Here is a 20,825-nt window from a genome sequence, read left to right as displayed (position 1 = left end):
CGCGGCCCCGGCCGGAGGATTCCGCGCCGGGGCTGTGCGATTCCTCTCGACCGTGGCTCCCCCATCCCGCCGGGGCGCGGCCTAGGGTCGGAGTTATGACCGAGGACACGCAGTTTCGGATCGAACACGACACCATGGGAGAGGTTCGCGTCCCGGTGGAGGCGCTCTGGCGGGCGCAGACCCAGCGCGCGGTGGAGAACTTCCCGATCTCCGGCCGCGGCCTGGAGCGGGCGCAGATCCGGGCGCTCGGGCTGCTCAAGGCGGCCTGCGCCACGGTGAACAGGGAACTCGGGCTGCTCGACCCGTCCAAGGCGGAGGCCATCGTGGCCGCGGCGACCGAGATCGCGGAGGGCAAGCACGACGACCAGTTCCCGATCGACGTGTTCCAGACCGGCTCCGGCACCAGCTCGAACATGAACGCCAACGAGGTCATCGCCTCGATCGCCGCGAACGCGGGCGTCACGGTGCACCCGAACGACGACGTGAACATGTCGCAGTCCTCCAACGACACCTTCCCGACCGCGGTGCACCTGGCCGCCACCGAGGCGATCGTCACCCAGCTGGTGCCCGCGCTGGACCACCTGCGGCTGGCGCTGCGGGACAAGTCGAGCGAGTGGCGCACGGTGGTGAAGTCCGGGCGTACGCACCTGATGGACGCGGTGCCGGTGACGCTCGGGCAGGAGTTCGGCGGCTACACCAGGCAGATCGCGGCCGGGATCGAGCGGGTGCTGGCCACGCTGCCCCGGCTCGGCGAGCTGCCGATCGGCGGCACCGCGGTCGGCACCGGGCTGAACGCGCCCGCCGACTTCGGCGCGCGGGTCGTCGCCGAACTGCGCCGCAGCACCGGTCTGGAGGCGCTGCGCGAGGCCGATGACCACTTCGAGGCGCAGGCGGCGCGGGACGGGCTGGTCGAGGCGTCGGGCGCGCTGCGCACCGTCGCGGTCAGCCTCACCAAGATCGCGAACGACATCCGCTGGATGGGGTCGGGGCCGCTCACCGGGCTCGGCGAGCTGCAGCTGCCCGACCTGCAGCCGGGCAGCTCGATCATGCCGGGCAAGGTCAACCCGGTGCTGCCGGAGGCGGTCACCCAGGTGGCGGCGCAGGTGATCGGCAACGACGCGACGGTGGCCTTCTCCGGCGCGAGCGGCGCCTTCGAGCTGAACGTCTACATCCCGGTGATGGCACGCAACCTGCTGGAGTCGATCCGGCTGCTCGCCAATGTCTCGCGGCTCTTCGCCGATCGCTGCGTGCACGGGCTGGTCGCCAACACCGAGCGGCTGCGCACGCTGGCGGAGTCCTCGCCCTCCATCGTGACCCCGCTGAACTCGGCGATCGGCTACGAGGAGGCGGCGGCGGTCGCCAAGGAGGCGCTGAAGGAGGGCAAGACCATCCGGCAGACGGTGATCGACCGGGATCTCATCGGCGACAAGCTCAGCCTCGAGGAGCTGGACCGTCGGCTGGACGTGCTGTCCATGGCGCGGGTGGCCGAGGACCGATAGGCCGGTCCCGGCTGCGCGACTTCGTTCGGGCAGCGCCCCGGCCGGGATACCACTCGGCGGCGCAGCCGGGTCGGGCACCGCGGGCCCGGCCGGAGCCACTCTCCGGCCGGGGCGGAGGAGATCAGCCCTTCAGATGCGCCAGCTCGGCGCGGGCCTTCTCGCCCGCTTCACCGAGGTCGGTGCGGGTGAAGACCTTCCACCGGTCGAGCAGCGGGGCGAAGACCAGCCGGTTCTCGTCGGCGGCGCGGTAGATCCCGGCCTCGGCCAGCACATCGTCGCTGTTGCGGCCGTCCGGCAGCGCGACGGTGGGCACCCGGAACTCGGCGACCCGGTCGGCGACGGCGCGCAGCGTCTGGTCCGGCGCCAGGTCGAAGGCGGCGGAGATCAGGTCGGCGAAGAACTCGGACTGCAGCTCGTCGTCGCGGGCGATGCGCTCGGCGATGGCGGTGACGATCGGGTTCTCGTTCAGCGCGGCGGTATTGCGGTGCCTGATGGCGGAGGCGGCCTCCTCGAAGGCGGCATTGGCCAGCACGTCGAGCAGGTGCAGCGGGGCGCGCCGGAAACCCGTGGTCATGTGGTCCATGCGCAGCCGCTCCAGCTGCACCGGGTCCACCGAGCGGGTAAGCATCAGGTAGTTGCGGATGACGATCTCGTGCCGGTTCTCCTCCGCGGTCCAGCGGCCGACCCAGCGCCACCACGGCCCGCTGCGCAGCGACTTGCCCAGCTCCCGGTGGTACGAGGGCAGGTTGTCGGCGATCAGCACGCTCACCGTGAGCGCCAGCTTCGCCGTCTCGCCGAGCGTGGTCTGGCTCGGATCCCAGTCCTCGCCGCCGAGGAAGCCGAAGTTGCGGCCGTCGGACCACGGGACGTAGTCGTGCGGCTGCCAGCCGTCGGCGATCTGGATGTGGCGATGCAGGTTCAGCTCCACCTCGTCGGTGAGCGACTCCAGCAACTCGCGGTCGGTCAACACTGTGTGCACGCTGACAAGGTAGCGGGTCCGCGCCCGATACGGGGATGCCCGGTCGAGAAACTGGGCAGTACCCCAGCGCGGCCCCCCTTCCGCGAGGGCACGCACCAACCGGCGGCCCCCGGAAGGGGACCGCCGGACGGCTCAGCGGCTCAGGAGTTCGGCCCGTACTCCTCCAGCATCTCGGTGACCAGCGCCGCGATCGGCGAGCGCTCGCTGCGGGTCAGCGTGATGTGCGCGAAGAGCGGGTGGCCCTTCAGCTTCTCGATCACCGCCGCGACGCCGTCGTGCCTGCCGACCCGCAGGTTGTCGCGCTGCGCCACGTCGTGCGTGAGCACCACCCGCGACCCGCTGCCGAGCCGGCTGAGCACCGTGAGCAGGACGTTGCGCTCCAGCGACTGCGCCTCGTCCACGATCACGAAGGAGTCGTGCAGCGAGCGGCCGCGGATGTGCGTGAGCGGGAGGACCTCCAGCATGCCCCGGCTCAGCACCTCCTCCAGCACCTCCCGGCTGGCCAGCCCCTCGAGGGTGTCGAAGACGGCCTGCGCCCACGGGCCCATCTTCTCGCTCTCGCTGCCGGGCAGGTAGCCGAGCTCCTGACCACCCACCGCGTACAGCGGCCGGAACACCACCACCTTGCGCTGCGTGCGCCGCTCCATCACGGCCTCCAGCCCGGCGGTCAGCGCGAGCGCCGACTTGCCCGTGCCCGCGCGGCCGCCGAGCGAGACGATGCCGACACTCTCGTCCAGCAGCAGATCCAGCGCGATGCGCTGCTCCGCGGAGCGGCCGTGCAGCCCGAACGCCTCGCGCTCGCGCACCACCTGCACCCGCTTGTCCGGCGTGACCCGCCCCAGCGCGCTGGAGTTCGGCCCGAGCAGCCGGATGCCGGTGTGGCAGGGCAGCTCCCGCGCCTCCTCCAGGTCGATCGACGACTCCGAGTACAGCGCGTCCACCCGGTCACCGGCGACGTCCAGCTCGACCATCCCGGACCAGCCCGAGGTCACCACGTCCTGGGCGTGGTACTCCTCCGCCGCCAACCCGACGGCGGAGGCCTTGACCCGCAGCGGGATGTCCTTCGACACGAGCACCACCCGTGCCCCCTCGGCCGCGAGGTTCAGCGCGCAGGCGAGGATGCGGGCGTCGTTGGTGTCGGTACGGAAACCGACGGGGAGCAACGCGGGGTCGGTGTGGTTCAACTCCACCTGGAGGGTGCCGCCCTCGGTACCGATCGGCAACCGCTCGTCCAGCCTGCCGTGCTGCAGCCGGAGATCGTCCAGGTTGCGCAGCGCCTCGCGGGCGAACCAACCCAGCTCGTGGTGGTGCCGCTTGGACTCCAGTTCACCGATCACCACCAGCGGGAGGACCGCGTGGTGTTCACCGAACCGGGTGAAGGCCCAGGGATCGGAGAGCAGGACGGAGGTGTCGATGACGAAGGTCTTGCAGCCGTCCACGGCTTCCCCTCGCGGGGAATCTGCTTTTGCCGGCGATACGGACGACGCGGGAGCGGAAACGGAGCGTGCAGCAGTCACGGTGGGCTCCTAAAGTGTTCGCACGGCACCCGCACGAACGATCGCGCTGGACCGGTCCGTCCTGATGAAGGCCGACTTGCGTCAACCGTCACGAGGGCCGGGTGCCGGCCCCCTCGTACTGATTGCCTCAGTCACGGTCAGGACCTCCCGTACGAACCACAACGACGCGGCCCGCACCAACGAAGTTACCGCCGACCCCCGACACCGCGCTGCATGTAGCGCGGGACTGGCGGTGAATATGTCGTTAACGAGCAGGCAGCGGCATTCCGGTCGGGCTGCGGTTAAAGTCGCGGACATGGCCGTACCAGAGGATCTCGCCGCACTGTCGTCCAAGGAGCTGCACGACCGGGCCGTCAAGCTGGCGGTGCGCCGCGCCGACGTGAAGTACCTGTGGCAACTGCTGAAGCGCATCCCGGCGGCCGAGGCCGCGGCGGGCAAGGTCGGCGAGAGCGAGGCCGACATCAAATACGTGCTGCCCCTGATCGACGACTACCTGCACGCCGGGGAGGGCGAGGTCGCCGAGCAGTTGCGGCCGTTCTACCTGGAGTACCTCGCCGAGCACTCCGGGTAGCGGGTCAGCGGCGGGAGAACACCGCGCGGAAGACGCCGCCGACGGTGCCGCGCAGGAAGTTCTCCCAGCTGAAGTGGTCGTCCCAGAGCACGATCTTCCCCTCGCGGAGCACGAAGGTGCCCATCACCCAGAACCGGATGGCGACCGGGCCGAAGCGCAGCACGTCGGTCCGGTCGGTGAGCACGACCGCGCCGTCCGCGGCGATGTGGTGCACCTCGACCGCGAAGCCGAGGGCCGGGCGCTCCAGCCCGCGCAGCACGCCCGCGACGCGGCGCGCGCCGCGCACGTCGGGCAGCGTGGTGTTCTTCCACACCACGTCGGGGTGCAGCAGCTCGACGGCGGCGTCGGTGTCGCCGCGCTCCATCGCCTCGAGGAAGGTGCGGACGGTGCGCACCGACTGCGTGCCGGGGCTGCTGCCGTTCAGCGACTGCGGCGCAGTGCCGCCGTTGCGGGTGGTCTCCAGATCGTCGGCCATGTACCGACGATAGGCGGTCCCCCGCGACGGCGACAGCCCTAGCCGAGCAGGCCCCACTCCTCCAGCCCGGAGTACAGCGGGAAGTCCTGCGCCAGCTTGCGCACCCGAGCCCGCAGCGGCTCGCGCTCGCCGCCGGCGAGCGCGGTGGCGATGATGTCGGCGACCTCGGTGAACTCGGTGTCGCCGAAGCCGCGGGTGGCGAGCGCGGCGGTGCCGATGCGCAGCCCCGAGGTGACCATCGGCGGGCGCGGGTCGAACGGGACGGCATTGCGGTTCACCGTGATCCCGATCTCGTGCAGCAGATCCTCGCCCTGCTGGCCGTCGAGCTCGGAGCTGCGCAGATCCACCAGCACCAGGTGCACGTCGGTGCCGCCGGTGAGCACGCTGATGCCCCTCCCCGCGACGTCCGCGCCGGTCAGCCGCTCGGCGAGCAGCGCGGCGCCGGAGAGCGTGCGCTCCTGGCGCTCCTTGAACTCCGCGGTGCCCGCGATCTTGAACGCCACCGCCTTGGCCGCGACGGCGTGCATGAGCGGCCCGCCCTGCTGGCCGGGGAAGACCGCGCTGTTCAGCTTCTTGGCCCACTCCTGCCTGGCCAGGATGATCCCGGAACGCGGGCCGCCGAGGGTCTTGTGCACGGTCGAGGAGACGACGTCGGCGTGCGGCACCGGCGAGGGGTGCAGTCCCGCGGCGACCAGCCCGGCGAAGTGCGCCATGTCCACCCACAGGTAGGCGCCGACCTCGTCCGCGATCGAGCGGAAGGCCGCGAAATCCTGCTGCCTCGGGTAGGCCGACCAGCCCGCGACGATCACCTTCGGCCTGGCCTCCAGCGCGATGGTGCGCACCTCGTCCATGTCGATCCGGTGGTCTTCCTTGCTCACCCCGTAGGAGTGCACGTCGTAGAGCTTGCCGGAGAAGTTCAGCCGCATGCCGTGCGTGAGATGCCCGCCGTGCGCCAGGTCGAGCCCGAGCAGCTTGTCGCCCGGATCCAGCAGCGCGTGCAGCACCGCGGCGTTGGCCTGCGCGCCGGAGTGCGGCTGCACATTGGCGAAGTCGGCGCCGAACAGCGCCTTCGCCCGCTCGCGGGCGAGGTTCTCGATCACGTCGACGTGCTCGCAGCCGCCGTAGTAGCGGCGGCCGGGGTAGCCCTCCGCGTACTTGTTGGTGAGCACGCTGCCCTGCGCCTGCAGCACCGCGCGCGGCACGAAGTTCTCCGAGGCGATCATCTCGAGGGTGTCGCGCTCGCGGGCGAGCTCGCCCGCCACCGCTGCCGCGACCTCGGGGTCGAGCTCTGCGAGGGACTGGGTGTTCACCGAAGCGGTCGTCTGCGTCACCCCGCCGATTCTATGGACCCGCCGCGGGCCGCCCGGCGGCGGGTCTGCCGGGGTCAGGCGGGTGCGAGCTCCCGGCGCAGCGCGCCGGGGGTCAGCGGCTCGTCCAGCAGGCGGCGGAAGCGGTCGGCCCGCGCGGCGGGGCCGGCGGCCTCGTCCAGCCAGCCGCCGAGCAGCCGGTAGCCCTCGACGTAGGTGCTGATGTAGGCGCGCCAGAGTGGCGAGGAGAGGAAGCGCAGCGACTGCCGCGCCCGCTCCGGGGTGGTGAGCGCCCAGCGCTCCAGGAACCCGGCCACCTCGTCGGCGTCCCGGTGCCGGTCGTGCAGCAGCAGCGCCGCGTCCTGCCGGACCCCGAGCAGCCCGGCCGATGCCCGCGACAGCTGCTCGGCGCGCTCGCCGTCGAAGCGGAGACCGAGGTCGGCGTAGATCTCCTGCGCCCACGCGCCCCAGCCGGGGCCGACGATCGCCCTGAGCGCCAGGTCGGCGAGGCCCTCGGCCATCAGGCACTGCGGGGTGTTGACGAGGAAGAGCGTCTGCTCCGCCTGCCCGGCGGCGACCAGTCCGGCCTCCTTGCGGCAGTGCTCGGTGTGGTGCCCGGGGTAGGACTCGTGCGCGATCAGGTGCGGCAGGTTCGCCATCTGCTGGCGCAGGTCGGAGTTGATGGCGACGGTGGAGTGGTAGCCGCCGTTGTAGTAGTTGAAGCCGGACCACGGTTTGTCGCCGACCACCTCGTAGGTGACGTGCTCGCCGTCCGGCAGCGGGAAGCGCTCGCGCACCCGCTCGCGCAGCGCACCGGAGAAGGCCGCCACGCAGTCGCGCAGCCGCTCCGGCGGGATCTCGTCGGCCTTCCGGTGCGCGGTGATCCGCTCGATCAGCGGGCCGTCGCCGGGCAGTACCTCGTCCAGCTGCCGGTGCGCCTCGCGGTAGAGCGCCTCGTCGCCGGGGGCGATCTCGACGTCGAAGTAGGCGCGCACCTCGTCCACGAAGCCGATCTCGGCACCGGCGAACTTGCGCCCGGAGCACTCCAGCGCGCGCAGGTGCACGTCGACGAATTCGGCTCGCTCCGGCGGCAACCCGGCCCCGGGCAGCTCGGCCCGCAGCGCGGCGGCCCTGCGGGCCAGCTCGGCGGGCTCCGGCGCGGGCGCGTTCCGGACTGCCCGGCGCAGCTCCGGGTCGCCGGTGAAGGCATCGACGAAGCCCTCTTCGAGGCGGTCGAAGGCGAGGCCGAGCCGCAGGTACTCGGTGACGAGCGGATGCGCTTCCATTCGGCCGAGACTAGCGCGAAACGCACCGCCCCGGCATGCCGAATTCCCGACCCCGCGTGCGGTGCGCCCGCGGCGCGGAGCACAATTCGGCTGTGCGGCGACGGTGCGGAGCGACTTGCACCGAGCCGGCGCGCGACGGAGCGTGTTTGCACGGAGGAGGCATCGGGTAAGTGGCACGAATGGGCGAGCCGAGTCCGTATGTGGAATTCGACCGGAAACAATGGCGAAAACTCCGCAAATCGACTCCGCTGGTACTGACCGAGGAAGAACTGTTCGGGCTGCGCGGGCTCGGTGAACAGATCGACCTGGAAGAAGTGGCCGAGGTCTATCTGCCGCTCGCCCGGCTGATCCACCTCCAGGTGGCGGCCAGGCAAAGGCTTTTCGCGGCGACCGCCACCTTCCTCGGCGAAACGCACCCGGACAGCCAGGTCCCGTTCGTCATCGGGGTGGCAGGCAGCGTCGCGGTCGGCAAGTCGACCACCGCCCGGGTGCTGCAGGCGCTGCTGGCGCGCTGGGACCACCACCCGAGGGTCGACCTGGTCACCACCGACGGGTTCCTCTACCCCACCGCCGAGCTGACCCGGCGGGGCATCATGCACCGCAAGGGCTTCCCGGAGAGCTACGACCGCCGCAAGCTGCTGCGATTCGTCACCGAGGTGAAGTCGGGCGCGGCCGAGGTCTGCGCGCCGGTGTACTCGCATGTCTCCTACGACATCGTGCCGGACGAGAAGCACTGCGTGCACCAGCCGGACATCCTGATCGTCGAGGGGCTGAACGTGCTGCAGACCGGGCCCCGGCTCATGGTCTCCGACCTGTTCGACTTCTCCATCTACGTGGACGCCAGGATCGAGGACATCGAGAATTGGTACGTACAGCGTTTTCTCACGCTGCGCGACGGCGCCTTCGCGGATCCGCGCGCGCATTTCCACCATTACTCGGCGCTCACCGACGATCAGGCGGTGGTCGCGGCGCGCGATATCTGGAACTCGACGAACCGGCCGAATCTGGTGGAGAACATCCTGCCGACCCGCCCGCGCGCCACCCTGGTGTTGCGCAAGGACGCGGATCACACCATCAATAGGCTGCGGCTGCGGAAATTGTGAGATATCCGACAGGTCAGACGCCGAAACGGCGGTGCCGCGCGGCGAAATCGCGCAGCGCACGCAGGAAATCGACGCGGCGGAATTCCGGCCAGTACGCCTCGGTGAACCAGATCTCCGAGTAGGCGCTCTGCCAGAGCAGGAATCCGGAGAGCCGCTGCTCGCCGGAGGTGCGGATCACCAGGTCCGGGTCGGGCTGGCCGGAGGTGTACAGGTGCTGGCCGATGGCGGGGACGGTGATCGACTGCACCAGATCCTCGCCGGTCTCGCCCGCGGCGATCTCCTGGCGCACCAGGGAGCGCACCGCGTCGGTGATCTCCTGCCTGCCGCCGTACCCGACCGCCACGTTGACGTGCACGCCCGGCTTGCCGATGGTGCGCTCGGCGGCGGTGTTCAGCCGCTTGGCGATCAGCTCGGGGAAGCCGTCCAGCGAGCCGATCAGCCGGACGCTCCAGTCCTGCTCCGGGTCGGCGAGCTCCTCGACCACGTCGGTGATGACCTCGAAGAGCGTCTCCAGCTCCTCCGGGTCGCGCCGCAGGTTCTCGGTGGAGAGCAGGTAGACGGTGACCATCTCGATGCCCTCGTCGGCACACCAGCCGACCAGCTCGGCGATCTTCAGCGCGCCGACGCGGTGCCCGTGCCTGACGTCGGTGAAGCCGTTCTCCCGCGCCCAGCGCCGGTTGCCGTCGCACATGACCGCGACGTGCCGGGGGTGCTCCTTGCCCGCGAGCTGCTTCGACAGCCGGGACTCGTAGAGGCGATAGGGCAGCCCCCGCACCTGACTTCCAAGCTCCACCCGGGTCACCCTACGCCTCGAGACCATGAACACAGCATCCGGCGATTGCGTGCCGGTAGGGTGACTGCCACCATTAACCTACGGTTCCGTAGGTTACCGAAGAGTTCAGTAGGAGGCATCCCGTGTCCGATACCGTCGGCGCCGCCGCGTCGCCCGCCGAGGAGCTGGCCGAGGCGATCGGCAAGCCGCGGCTGCGCGGCTGGATCCACACCTGGGCCGTCGGGGTCGCGGCCGTCGCGGTGGTCGCGCTGGTCGGGGTCGCGACCACGGTCTCGCTGACGGCCGTGCTGTCGACCCTGGTCTACGGGGTCACGGTGTGCGCGCTGTTCGGGGTGAGCGCGGTGTACCACCGGGTCACCTGGCGGACGCCGCAGACCCGGATCCGGATGAAGCGCGCGGATCACTCCATGATCTTCGTCTTCATCGCGGGCAGCTACACCCCGTTCGCGCTGCTCGGGCTGCCCGGCTCGACGGGGCGGACGCTGCTCACCGTGGTCTGGGCCGGTGCGCTGGCCGGGGTCGCGCTCAAGCTGCTCTGGCCGACGGCGCCGCGCTGGGTCGGGGTGCCGCTCTATCTGCTGCTCGGCTGGGCGGTGGTCCCCGTGGCGGGGCAGCTGCACGCCGAGGTCGGGCTGGCTCCGCTGATCCTGCTGGTCATCGGCGGCCTCATCTACAGCGCGGGCGCCGTTCTCTACGCCACGAAATGGCCCAATCCGTGGCCCGAGGTCTTCGGCCACCACGAGTTCTTCCACGCCGCCACCGTGCTGGCCGCGCTCGCCCACTACGCCGCGATCTGGCTGGTCCTGCTGCGCTGACCCGGTAGGTTTCACCCCGTGATCGCTCGCCTCATGCTGTGGGCGCTGCAGGCCCGCTGGGGGCTCGCCGTCGTCGTGATCGCGGCCAACCTCAGCGGCCTCGGCGTGATCGTCACCGCGCTGTGGCTGAACGGCTTCCTCGGCCGGCTCGGCCCGGACTGGCGCGCGGCGCTGCTGCTGGTGGCGATCTACCCGACCGTCGGCTTCCTGGCCGGGGTGGCGCTCGCGGTCCGGGATCGGCGCAGGCACTTCGGCTGGCTGGACGACCTGCGCAAACCCACCCCGGACGAGGCGCGCGCCCTGCTCCGGCTGCCGGTGGCGATCACCGTGCGCGCGCTCGCGCTGTGGATACCGGGCGTGGTCATCGCGGCGGTGCTGTTCTCGCTCTTCGCCGACAGCACCAACCCGGCGGTCACGGCGGCCGTCTTCACGCTCGGCGCCTTCGAGTCGTCGGCACTGACCTTTCTGATCGTGGACCGGCTGGTGCGGCCCGCCATCCCGGTGGTGGCGGCGGTGCTCGGCGCGACCATGCACTGGAGTTCCTCTGTGCTGGCCCGGGTGCTCGTCACCTGGGCGGTGGCAGGCGCGATGCCGATGCTGCTGCTCATCACGGTGCTCGCGGACCCGGTGGCGGGCGCGCCGGACCGGGTGCGCACCGCCCTCTACCTCGCCATCGTCGGCTTCGCGGTCGGCGCGCTGGCGACCGCCTTCCTGGCGCGGGCGGTGGCATCGCCGGTGCGCACGCTGCGGCTCGCGCTGGACCGGATCACCCGCGGCGAGTTCGACATCCGGGTGCCGGTCGGCAGCGTCGGCGAGATCGGCAGGCTGGAGCACTCGGTGAACGAGCTCGCGGCCAGCCTGCGCGATCGGCAGCGGCTGCGGGACGTGTTCGGGCGGCACGTCGGCGCCGAGGTCGCGGAGCGGGCGCTCGTGGCCCGCGGCGTCGACCTGACCGGGGACGTCCGGGTGGTCTCGGCGCTCTTCGTCGACGTCACCGGGTCGGTGGCGCTCTCCACCGGGCTGCCGCCGCAGGAGTTCGTCGCCAAGCTGAACCGGCTGCTCGGCACCGTGATCACCGCGACCGAGGAGAACGGGGGGCTGGTCAACAAGTTCGAGGGGGACGCGGCGCTCTGTATCTTCGGGGCGCCGATCGCGCTGCCGGACAACGCGACGCCCGCGCTGCGCGCCGCCCGGCGGATGCGGGACGAGGTGCGGGCCGCCGGAGAGCTGGACATCGGCATCGGGGTGGCGCGCGGGCTGGTCTTCGCCGGGGACATCGGGGCCGATACCCGGCTGGAGTTCACCGTGATCGGGGATGCGGTGAACCGGGCCTCCCGGCTCACCAGCGAGGCGAAGCGGGTGCCGCGGCGGGTGCTGGTGAGCGCGGACGTGATCGAGGCGGCGGCGGCCGAGGAGCGGGCGCACTGGGTGCACTTCGCGGACATCCCCCTGCGGGGGATGTCGGAGCCGACGCCGTGCTGGACGGATGTGGACGAGGCCGGGGGCCCGCCTCGCGCGGAACAGGCGCGGTGAGCGTCGAAGACCCGTCGTCGCGGGCAGGCACCCCAGTCGCGAGGCGGCCGCCCCGGCGCAGGTTTCGGGCGAGGCCCCGCGGCGCGGGTCAGCGGCGGGCGAGGGACGCTGTCAGGTCGATCGCGCCGGTCACCGGGAGATCGCAGACGGTGCCGCGGCAGACGTAGGCGGCGGGTTCGGCGCCGACCGGAGGGCGGTCCGCCAGCAGCGGGGCCGAATCTCGTTCGCCCGCGACGATCACCGTGCCGCCGGGTGCCGAGGCGCGCGCGGCGGCGAGCAGCTCGGCGGCGTCACCGCCGGGCGGAACGGAGATCGCGATCTGCAGCGGACCGTGGAACGCGGCCTCCGCCACCGTCAGCCACTGCCCCGCCGAGCGCGGCGCCCGCGCCAGCACCACAGCGCCGCGCGCCAGCGTGCGATCCGCCAGCTCCCGATACCGCACCGCGTTCTCCGGCTCGGCCAGCGCGGCGGCGGTGAGCAGCGCCTCGGCCAGCGACGATGCCCCCGCCGGGGTCGCCCCGTCGATCGGGTCGCGGGGCCGCGCCACCAGCGTCTCGGCATCGTCGGCGGTGTCGAACCAGCTGCCCGGCTCGTCCGGGTCGGCGAAGTGCTCGATCGCGGCGTCCAGGATCTGCTCGGCCCGCGCCCGCCACTCCGGCTCGCCGGTCACCTGGTGCAGCGCCAGCAATCCGGTGACCAGCCAGGCGTAATCCTCCAGCACACCCGGCGACGGCCCGGCCGCGCCGCCGAGCGAGGCCCGCAGCACCCGGCCGTCCACCACGTGCACCCGCAGCAGGAACTCCGCGCAGCGCCGGGCCGCCGCCACCCAGGCCGGAACATCCAGCGCCGCACCGGCTTCGGCGAGCGCGGTGATCGCGATGCCGTTCCACGCGGTGACCACCTTGTCGTCGCGCTCCGGCTGCGGGCGGCGGTCCCTTGCTTCGCGCAGCGCCACCCGCGCTCTGTCGAGCCGCTCCGGGTCGTCCGGCTCGGCGAGCCGGGTGAGCACCGACGTGCCGTGCTCGAAGGTGCCCGCCGTGGTCACGCCCCATTGGGCCGCGGCCCATGCTCCTTCGATGGGACCGAGCTCGGCGACGAGTTCGGCAGGGGTCCAGACGTAGGTGGCGCCCTCGACGCCGGGCTCGCCGGGGCGCACCGGGGTGTCGGCGTCCAGGGCGGAGGCGAGCCCGCCCTGCTCGGTGCCGAGATCGTCCAGCAGGAAGGCGGCGGTCTCCGCCGTCACCCGCGCGGCGAGCGACTGCCCGCCGCTGCCCGGCTCGGCCGGGAGCTCCCGGCGCGCCAGGTGCGCGTAGGCGCGCAGCAGCTGCGCGTTGTCGTAGAGCATCTTCTCGAAGTGCGGCACCAGCCAGCGCTCGTCCACCGAGTAGCGGGCGAAGCCGCCGCGCAGCTGGTCGTAGATGCCGCCGCGCGCCATGGCGGCGGCGGTCCGCTCGACCAGCGCGTAGGTCTCCGGGTCGCCGGTGCGTTCCCAGCTCCGCAGCAACCCGGCGAGCAGCGCCGACGGCGGGAACTTCGGCGCGCCGCCGAACCCGCCGAACGCCGTGTCCTCGTCCTTCCTGACCGCGCTCACCACGTGATCCAACAGGTCGGCGCCGATCGCGCCGCCCGCGTCCGGCAACCCGGTCGCCTGCGCGCGCAGCGCCTCGGTCACCTGCGCCGCCGCCTGCTCCACCTCGTCGCGCCGGTTCCGCCAGGTGTCGGTGATGGCGGTGAGCACCTGCGTGAACGACGGCGAGCCGCCGCGCGGCACCCGCGGGTAGTAGGTGCCGCAGTAGAACGGCGACCCGTCCGGGGCCAGGAAGCAGGTCATCGGCCAGCCACCGTGCCCGGTCATGGCGACCGTCGCGTTCATGTAGACCGCGTCCAGATCCGGCCGCTCCTCGCGATCCACCTTCACGCACACGAACTCCGCGTTCATCTGCGCCGCCGTCGCCTCGTCCTCGAACGACTCGTGCGCCATCACGTGGCACCAGTGGCAGGAGGCGTAGCCGATCGAGAGCAGGATCGGCACGTCCCGCTCCCGCGCCTCCGCCAGCGCCGCGCTGCTCCATTCCCGCCAGTGCACGGGGTTGTCGGCGTGCTGGCGCAGGTACGGAGAGGTCGCTGTTCCGAGCCGGTTCATACGTTCAGCGTTCCACAGAAGTCCGGGTGCACACGTTCGTCACGGTGCCAGGCGCCACAGTGCCTCCATCGGCACCGCCCGGAGCTTCGGGCCGTAGGGCAGGGTCTGCTTGCCGGTGTACAGCACGTATCCCGCGACGAACCGCTCCCCCACGGCCGCCTCCAGATTCCGCAGGCCGGCGAGGTCCTCCGAGCGCACCGTCGCGCCCGCCTTCACCTCGATCCCGACGATCCGGCCATCGGGCGTCTCCAACACCACGTCGACCTCGACCTTGTCCTTCGTGCGGTAGTGGAACATCCGGACCCGCTCGTCCGACCAGGTGAGCTGCCGCGCGATCTCCATCGCGACGAAGTTCTCCAGCATCGGCCCGGCGGCGCCGCCTGGCTCGTCCAGGCGGGCCACGCTCTGGCCGAGCAGGTGACTCGCGATTCCACTGTCGACGAACGCCAGTTTCGCGGTGCCGACGGCACGATGCGTCGAACCCGACGACCACGCCGGGATGCTCTTGATCAGGAAGACCGACTGCAGGAGTTCGAGGTACCGCGTCAGCGTGGTCCGGGGAATTCCGGATTGGCCGGCCAGGCGCGAAGGAACCAGCAGATTGCCCGCCCGCGAGGCGAGCAGGCTCAGGAGTTTCAGCATCTCCCCGTGCCGCTCGATACTCGCCAGCTGGAGGACGTCGCGTTCGATCAGGGTCTGCAGATACGACTCGAAGAACGCCGACCTGCGCCGTGGCGTGCGTCGATGCGCCTCCGGGAAGCCGCCGACCACGACTCGCTCCAGATAGTCCCTGCGCCGGAGCGTCGTCGAGTGATCGAGCGCGGGGCCGTGTTCGAAGGCGGCGTCGACGAAGCGGTCCGGCCCGCCGTCCACCTCGCCCTGCGAGAACGGCCATAGCTCGATCACCTCCATCCGGCCGGGCAGCGCGTCGGGCAGAGTGCGCAGGGCAAGGATGCGCGATGAGCCGGTCAGGAGAAATCGGCCCGGTGTCGGGTCCAGGTCGACGGTCAATTTGATGGGGCGGAGCAGTTCGGGGGCCAACTGGATCTCATCGATGATCATCAGCCCGGATTCGCGATCGACAAAACCCGCGGGATCTGCCCGCGCTGCACGCAAGGTCGCCGGGTCGTCCAGCAAGCGGAAGACCACGTCCGAACTCGAGCCCCCGACCAGCCTGGTAACCGTGCTCTTACCTGTCTGACGAGCACCGTTGACCAGCACCACCCTGGTGTCCATCAGCGCTTCACCGATCAACGCCTCGGCTCGCCGTGGAAGCAGATCTCGCGAGTTCACCGTCCCAGTATGGCACCGGACAGGCCCTCGTCGTGGTCATCTGGCCGCTTACGGTGTGGTCACTTGGACGCCAGGACGGTGGACATATAGCCGCTTGATCGGTGGTCATCTGGCCGGGCGGTGGGAGCTCACCCGATCCGGACGACGTGGGCCCAGGGGGGTGGGCGGTCGGGGACGTGGTCGGAGTGCTCGGAGTAGCCCGGGGGCAGGCCGGGGAACAGGCCGACGACGGTGCGGCAGGGTGGGCGGGTGCTGGGCCAGGGGGTGTATCCGTCGGTGAGGACGACGATGACGTCGGGGCGGAGGCGGAGGGCTCGGGTGAAGCCGGTGCGCAGGTCGGTGCCGCCGCCGCCGATGAGCGGGATGGCGGTTGGCGCGGCAGAGGGGGGCGGCGATGTGGGCGGCGGCGTCGCAGGAGAGGACGGTGACGAGGTCGCGGCGGCCGCCCGCGGCGCGGGCGATGGCGGCGGTTTCGAGGAGGGCGCTGCCGAGGTCGGCGTCGGAGACCGAGCCGGAGGTGTCGATGACGACGGCGACGCGGGGCGGGGTGCGGCGCAGGCTGGGCAGGACCAGGCCGGGGAGCGCGGCGGAGCGGCGGGCGGGGCGGCCGTAGGTGTAGTCGTCGCCGGCGCCGGACGCGGAGGCGGCGGCGCGGATGGCGGCGCCGAGCAGGTCGCGCCACGGCTGCGGCGGGTGCAGCGCCTCGTCGGCCCAGCGGCGCCAGCCGCGCGAGGCGGTGCCGGGGCGGCCCGCGATGCTCTGCGCGACGCGGAAGCGGGCGGCTTCGCGCTCCTGTTCGCCGAGTGCGTCGGCGCCGTCGGGGCCCAGTTCCCACTCGCGGTCGAGGCCGTCGGCGCCGCTGCCGCAGTCCAGCCAGGCCATGGCCTCGGTGAGCATGCCGAGGCGGAATTGGCGCAGGTAGTCCTCCATCAGTTGGCCGCTGTCCAGCCCGAGCAGAGCGGGGAGCACGGCGCCCGATGGCTCGACCAGTCCGTCGCCGAAGGCGTCGTCGTTGATCTCGGCGTCGGCGGCGATGTTCATCCGGAGCCGCTCGGCCGGGCCGGAGAGGTCGTGCGCGCGGGCGAAGCGGTCGCTGCGGCCGTGGTGGTCGCGGATCAGGTGGGAGACCTCGTGCACCAGCACCGAGGCCAGCTCGGGGATCGGGGTGCGCTCGACGAAGGCGGGCGAGACGTAGCAGCGCCAGTACCGGTCGACGCCCATGGTCGGCACCCGGCGCGATTCGACGAGGTGCAGCGCGTACAGCACGGTGGCGAGGTAGGGCCGCGCCGCGGCGGCGAGCAGCCGGGCGGAGTAGAGCTTCGCGTCGATCACCGGCCCACCTCCGCCCCCTGCGCGACCGCGACCAGCCCGGCCAGCCGCTCGATCGTCGCGGGCACCACCCAGTCGTCCCGGCGCAGGGTGGCCAGGGTGGTGGCGGGGACGACGACCAGGTCCGGCGGACCGGTCTCGACGGCGCGCACCAGCAGCGCCCACGCCGCGTCCCAGCGGGCCCGCTCCGGGCGCTTGCGCACGGCGGCGACGACGCCGTCGAGCGCCGCCTGGCGCAGGTCGCCACGTTCCGGGAGCTCGGCGGCGGCGGGGTCGGCGAGCAGCGTTTCCGGGTCGGGCAGGTCCATCCGATCCATGCTGCTGAGCAGCTCGAAGCCGGGGCCGTCGCCCACCGCGCCGCGGACCAGAAGGGAGAGCACCTCCCGGCCGACGCCCGACGCTGTGGCGAAGGCGACCAGCCGCACCGTCATCTCCCAGCTGCGCGGCGACGGCCAGGCGCCGCCGCGCTGCGTCTCCCCGCTCGGCAGCCGGTGCACGAGCAGGGGCCGGGCGGCGAGCAGCTCACACACCGCGCGGCGGGCGAAAGTCACCGCTTCCGCGAACTTTTCGGGGTCGAGCACGGGTAGCGTCGCCCGCGGCCAGGTGCCGCCGAGGCCGCGGACGACCACGTCGTGGTCGTGGGTCCAGTGCAGGTGCACGAACCGGTTGGCCAGCGGCGGGCTGAGCTCCCAGCCGTCGGCGGCGGAGGCGCGCGGGTTGGCGGCGGCCACGATGCGGACACCGTCCGGCAATCGGAGCGCGCCGATCCGGCGCTCCAGCACCAGCCGGAGCAGGGCGGCCTGCACGGCGGGCGGCGCGGTCGAGAGCTCGTCCAGGAAGAGCAGGCCGCGGCCGGCGCGGACCAGCCGGACGGCCCAGTCCGGCGGCGCCATCGGGACGCCGTCGGTGGCGGGGTCGGCGCCGATCACCGGCAGCCCGGAGAAGTCGGACGGCTCGTGCACGCTGGCGATCACCGAGGTCAGCGGGAGATCGAGGGTCGCGGCGAGCTGGGTGAGGGCGGCGGTCTTGCCGATACCGGGCTCGCCCCAGAGCAGGACCGGGAGGTCGGCGGCGACGGCGAGGGTCAGGGCGTCGAGCTGGGTGTCGGGGCGGGGTTCGGTGGTGGTGGCGTTGAGCAGGGTGAGGAGGTCGCGGGCAGCGTTCAACTGGGACATTTCAGGCATGGAGGCATCACCGTGGGGAGCGTAGGGATGGGGTCAGCGCTGGGTGGCGTGCCGCGGGTGGGCGCGCGTGGTCCGGCGCGGCGTGCGCCGGGGTGGCGGGCCGGCCGGGGTGAGCCCGGCGCGGTAGAGGCCGTGGGTGATTCGCCGCTCGGCGGCGGTTTCCAGTTCTTCGCGGAGCGGGCCGTCACGTAGCAGGGCGCCGGGGCCGAGCAGCCCGTCGACGGCGGCGAGCGCACCGCGAATATCGCCGTGGCGCAGGCGTTCACCGATGGCGGCGATGGTATCCGGGTCGCGGTGTGCCCGGTCGATCACGCGCAGGCAGGGCAGGGGGGTTCCGGAGAGGGCGACCAGGAGTTCCTCGCGGCGGAGTTCGGCCGCGGTGTGGTCGATGGCGGTCAGTACCCCGTCGACCAGGCCGAGGCGGTGCTGTTCGCCGCGGCACTCGACGAGCAGTTGTTCCCGGCCGCCCGGCTCGGAAGCCGGTGCGTGTCCCGGGGCGAGCGCCGCGGCGACGAGGGGGTGCAGGCGATCGGGGGTGATGGCGTCGGCGCGGAGTAGCTCGAGGTCGGGAAGTGTCCAGGTGGCGGCGTCCGGGAGGACCGGGAGCGCCGACAGCGCCCCCGGCCCTCCCGGCCGGTGACGCGACGGGGCTCGGTGGACGTTCGATGTCGCCGAGCAGCGCCGCGGCACTTCCGGGCAGAGGTGCGACGTCCACGAGCAGGGGTGCACGACCGCGCGACGTCGAGCGCCGAACCGTACCAGCACGGGTCCGGGCGGACGCCCCTCCGCGCGCAGCAGGAGCGCCGCCTCCGCGGGCCATCGGGCGGCCGCGCACCACGGCGGGAGGCGCGATTCCCCGGCGCCGCCGAGTATCTCGATCCCGGAAGGCTCGAAGTCCGGCGGCGGCACGGGGGCCGCGTGATCGCCGGATGCTCCCGCCCGGCCGCGGCACCCGGCTTCCGCGCGATCACCGGGTGCCGCGTCCGTTGCCCCGCATCGCAATCCGAGTTCACCGACCCGGCGTACATCCCACAGGTGCCGGTGCAGATCGAGCCGGAACCGCCGGTCGGGCCGCGGGTGCGGATGCGCCCCGGCCGCACCCCCGTCCCACAGCGCGAGACTCACCCGCTGCCCGGCATCGGCCCAGGCGGGCGCGGTGCGCACCACGAGATGCACCGGCCCGTACCGGGCCAACGTCATGGTCAGCCCCGGACGCAGCAGCCCGTCCGGGGCAATCCGGGGCAGGTGCCAGCGCAGCAGATCGGGCGCCAGACAGCGGAGATCGGCGCGCACCGGCGGGGGCAACGCTCGCGGATCGAGGTCGAGATCGAATCCGGCGGCGGCACACGCCCCGGCCCAGTCGCCGGCGAGCCGCCGGGCGGTACAGGTTTCGATCATCGCTGCCGGAACCGCGAATTCGCGGACGCGCAGCCAGAGGGAGATTCGGGCTTCGTTCATCAGCACACCCCGTGTGCGAACGAAACCTCCGTTCCGTACTCGGAAGAGGTAGTCATCGTCTCGACGATAGCACCCACGGCGCGGCGCCGAGGGTGGCCCTGCGGTCCGGCAGCGCCAGCGTGACCCCGGCGAGCACCAGCGCGACCAGGGCGATGGCGGTGAGCATGACCATGCTGCCGCCGAGCGTGTGCGCGCGGAAGAAGAGCGCGGCGAGCACGGCGAGCCCGACCGAGTTGCCGATCTGCTCGACGGTCGGCAGCAGCCCGGAGGCCTCGCCCATGTCGCGGTCGTCGAGCCCGGCCAGCATGATCGGCTGCAGCGGGATCCCGAACACCCCGACGCCGAATCCGGCGAGGAAGACCGGGCCGGTGACGAGCAGCAGGTTCACCGTGCCGTCGGTGATGTGCAGGTAGCAGACGCCGACGACGACCCAGAACCCGAACGAGGCGATCCCGGCGGCCAGCGCGCGGATACCGAAGCGGTGCACCAGGATCGGCGAGACGACGGCGCCCGCGCCCGCGCCGACGGCGAATGGCGTCATGGCGATGCCGGTGCGCAGCGCGGAGAAGTCGAGCACCTCCTGCAGCAGGATGGAGACGGTGAAGACGAAGGCGGTGAAGAGCCCGAAGAACACCGTCACCAGCACCGAGCCCACGGCGAAGCCGCGGTCGCCGAAGAGGTCGAGCCGGACGAGCGCGATCCCGCCGCGCCGCCGGGTGGCGCGCTCGTAGGCGACGAAGCCCGCCCCGAGCGCCAGCGCCGCCACGACACCGCAGGCGTGCCCGATCCGCCACCCCGCCTGCTGACTGTCGGCCAGGGCGAAGAGCAGCAGGAAGAGCGCGGCGGTGGCGAGCACCGAGCCACGCAGGTCGAGCGGGGGCCGCTCCGGCGCGGGGCCGATCTTCAGGTACTTCAGCGCGAGCCCGATGGCGATGATGCCGAGCGGCAGGTTCATCAGGAAGATGACGGGCCAGCCGAGCCCGAACGGGTCGACGGTGATCAGCACCCCGCCGAGGATCGGGCCGAGCATGCCCGCGAACCCGGCGACCGCGCCGTAGACGGCGAAGGCGTAGGGCTGGTGATCGCGGCGGAAGGTCGCGGTGATCACCGCGATGGTCTGCGCCGCCATCCCGGCCCCGGCCACGCCCTGCACGATCCGGGCGAGCACGAGTTCCATTGCGCTGCCGGAGATTCCGCACCACACCGAGGCGGCGGTGAAGGCTGCCGCCGACCAGAGGAACATCCGGCGGCGGCCGGTGATCGCGCCCAGCCTGGCCCCGGTGAGCAGCGCGCAGGCGAAGGCCAGCGAATACCCTGCTACCACCCACAGCTGCTGCGCGCGCGAGGCTCCGAGTTCGGTGGTGATCACCGGGAGCGCGGTGTTGACGATGGTGACGTCGATCATCTGCATGAAGACCGAGAGCAGGCAGGCGCTGAACGCCCCGATCGCGACGGTCGCTTCCTGCCGGGTCACCGCGGCGCCTTCTCGAATATCGTTCGTTGCAGATTCTTCGGCATTTCCACTCCCGGACCATAGTCG

At 72.2% G+C, this 20,825-nt stretch carries 16 protein-coding genes and 1 pseudogene; 5 read left to right on the top strand and 12 right to left on the bottom strand.

The genetic code is table 11. The features are described 5' to 3' along the window. Positions 1-95: 95 nt before the first annotated feature. Positions 96-1,499, top strand: coding sequence for a class II fumarate hydratase (locus tag ACFO0B_RS01235; protein WP_378610375.1), 1,404 nt, complete (start codon positions 96-98; stop codon positions 1,497-1,499). Positions 1,500-1,620: 121 nt separating this feature from the next. Here ACFO0B_RS01235 and ACFO0B_RS01230 read toward each other — a convergent pair whose 3' ends face one another. Then, positions 1,621-2,478: an acyl-ACP desaturase gene (locus ACFO0B_RS01230; RefSeq protein ID WP_378610374.1), complete on the bottom strand. Its 858-nt coding sequence runs from the start codon at positions 2,476-2,478 to the stop codon at positions 1,621-1,623. A gap of 140 nt (positions 2,479-2,618) precedes the next feature. Continuing rightward, positions 2,619-3,995, bottom strand: a complete 1,377-nt coding sequence (locus ACFO0B_RS01225; RefSeq protein ID WP_378610373.1) for a PhoH family protein — start codon at positions 3,993-3,995, stop codon at positions 2,619-2,621. Between the two features lie 295 nt (positions 3,996-4,290). Between ACFO0B_RS01225 and ACFO0B_RS01220 the strand changes: the two genes are divergently transcribed. Beyond that, a complete protein-coding gene (locus ACFO0B_RS01220) occupies positions 4,291-4,566 on the top strand; it encodes a hypothetical protein (RefSeq protein WP_378610372.1) in 276 nt (91 codons plus the stop codon). Positions 4,567-4,570: 4 nt separating this feature from the next. Here the strand turns inward: ACFO0B_RS01220 and ACFO0B_RS01215 are convergent, their stop codons facing one another. The 3 genes from ACFO0B_RS01215 to ACFO0B_RS01205 are packed head-to-tail and all read right to left on the bottom strand — an operon-like array spanning position 4,571 to position 7,634. Then, positions 4,571-5,041, bottom strand: a complete 471-nt coding sequence (locus ACFO0B_RS01215) for a limonene-1,2-epoxide hydrolase family protein (protein WP_378610371.1) — start codon at positions 5,039-5,041, stop codon at positions 4,571-4,573. Positions 5,042-5,079: 38 nt separating this feature from the next. Further along, a complete protein-coding gene (gene glyA / locus ACFO0B_RS01210; RefSeq protein ID WP_378610370.1) occupies positions 5,080-6,372 on the bottom strand; it encodes a serine hydroxymethyltransferase in 1,293 nt (430 codons plus the stop codon). 53 nt (positions 6,373-6,425) lie between these two features. Continuing rightward, entirely contained in the window at positions 6,426-7,634 is a 1,209-nt protein-coding gene (locus ACFO0B_RS01205; protein ID WP_378610369.1) for a DUF885 domain-containing protein, read from the bottom strand. A gap of 170 nt (positions 7,635-7,804) precedes the next feature. Here ACFO0B_RS01205 and coaA point away from each other — a divergent pair, with 170 nt between their 5' ends. Continuing rightward, positions 7,805-8,737: a type I pantothenate kinase gene (gene coaA / locus ACFO0B_RS01200; RefSeq protein WP_378610368.1), complete on the top strand. Its 933-nt coding sequence runs from the start codon at positions 7,805-7,807 to the stop codon at positions 8,735-8,737. Positions 8,738-8,750: 13 nt separating this feature from the next. Here coaA and ACFO0B_RS01195 read toward each other — a convergent pair whose 3' ends face one another. Beyond that, on the bottom strand, positions 8,751-9,557 hold the full coding sequence (locus tag ACFO0B_RS01195) for an isoprenyl transferase (RefSeq protein ID WP_378610367.1): 807 nt from the start codon (positions 9,555-9,557) through the stop codon (positions 8,751-8,753). Positions 9,558-9,652: 95 nt separating this feature from the next. Between ACFO0B_RS01195 and trhA the strand changes: the two genes are divergently transcribed. Together trhA and ACFO0B_RS01185 are read left to right on the top strand one after the other, a co-directional pair. Next, positions 9,653-10,345: a PAQR family membrane homeostasis protein TrhA gene (trhA, locus tag ACFO0B_RS01190; RefSeq protein ID WP_378610366.1), complete on the top strand. Its 693-nt coding sequence runs from the start codon at positions 9,653-9,655 to the stop codon at positions 10,343-10,345. An 18-nt stretch (positions 10,346-10,363) separates the two neighbouring features. Beyond that, positions 10,364-11,878, top strand: a complete 1,515-nt coding sequence (locus ACFO0B_RS01185; protein ID WP_378610365.1) for an adenylate/guanylate cyclase domain-containing protein — start codon at positions 10,364-10,366, stop codon at positions 11,876-11,878. A gap of 88 nt (positions 11,879-11,966) precedes the next feature. Here the strand turns inward: ACFO0B_RS01185 and ACFO0B_RS01180 are convergent, their stop codons facing one another. The 6 genes and pseudogenes from ACFO0B_RS01180 to ACFO0B_RS01155 form a co-directional block, all read right to left on the bottom strand. Continuing rightward, entirely contained in the window at positions 11,967-14,021 is a 2,055-nt protein-coding gene (locus ACFO0B_RS01180; RefSeq protein ID WP_378610364.1) for a thioredoxin domain-containing protein, read from the bottom strand. A gap of 39 nt (positions 14,022-14,060) precedes the next feature. Then, complete coding sequence (locus ACFO0B_RS01175; protein ID WP_378610363.1) at positions 14,061-15,314, bottom strand: ATP-binding protein; 1,254 nt, start codon at positions 15,312-15,314, stop codon at positions 14,061-14,063. A gap of 128 nt (positions 15,315-15,442) precedes the next feature. Continuing rightward, positions 15,443-16,646 (bottom strand): annotated as a pseudogene (locus tag ACFO0B_RS01170) (vWA domain-containing protein). Then, positions 16,643-17,827 (bottom strand): AAA family ATPase, encoded by a 1,185-nt coding sequence (locus ACFO0B_RS01165; RefSeq protein ID WP_378610362.1) that lies wholly within the window; start codon positions 17,825-17,827, stop codon positions 16,643-16,645. The pseudogene ACFO0B_RS01170 and the gene ACFO0B_RS01165 overlap by 4 nt, the downstream one beginning before the upstream one ends. A 33-nt stretch (positions 17,828-17,860) precedes the next feature. After that, positions 17,861-19,285, bottom strand: a complete 1,425-nt coding sequence (locus ACFO0B_RS01160; RefSeq protein ID WP_378610361.1) for a hypothetical protein — start codon at positions 19,283-19,285, stop codon at positions 17,861-17,863. Positions 19,286-19,337: 52 nt separating this feature from the next. Beyond that, positions 19,338-20,759: an MFS transporter gene (locus ACFO0B_RS01155; protein ID WP_378610360.1), complete on the bottom strand. Its 1,422-nt coding sequence runs from the start codon at positions 20,757-20,759 to the stop codon at positions 19,338-19,340. Between the last annotated feature and the right edge of the window lie 66 nt (positions 20,760-20,825).

It is taken from the genome of Nocardia jiangsuensis (assembly GCF_042650385.1).
In the GTDB taxonomy this organism is placed as follows: Bacteria; Actinomycetota; Actinomycetes; order Mycobacteriales; family Mycobacteriaceae; genus Nocardia; species Nocardia jiangsuensis.
This window is presented reverse-complemented; position numbering and strand designations above follow the sequence as displayed.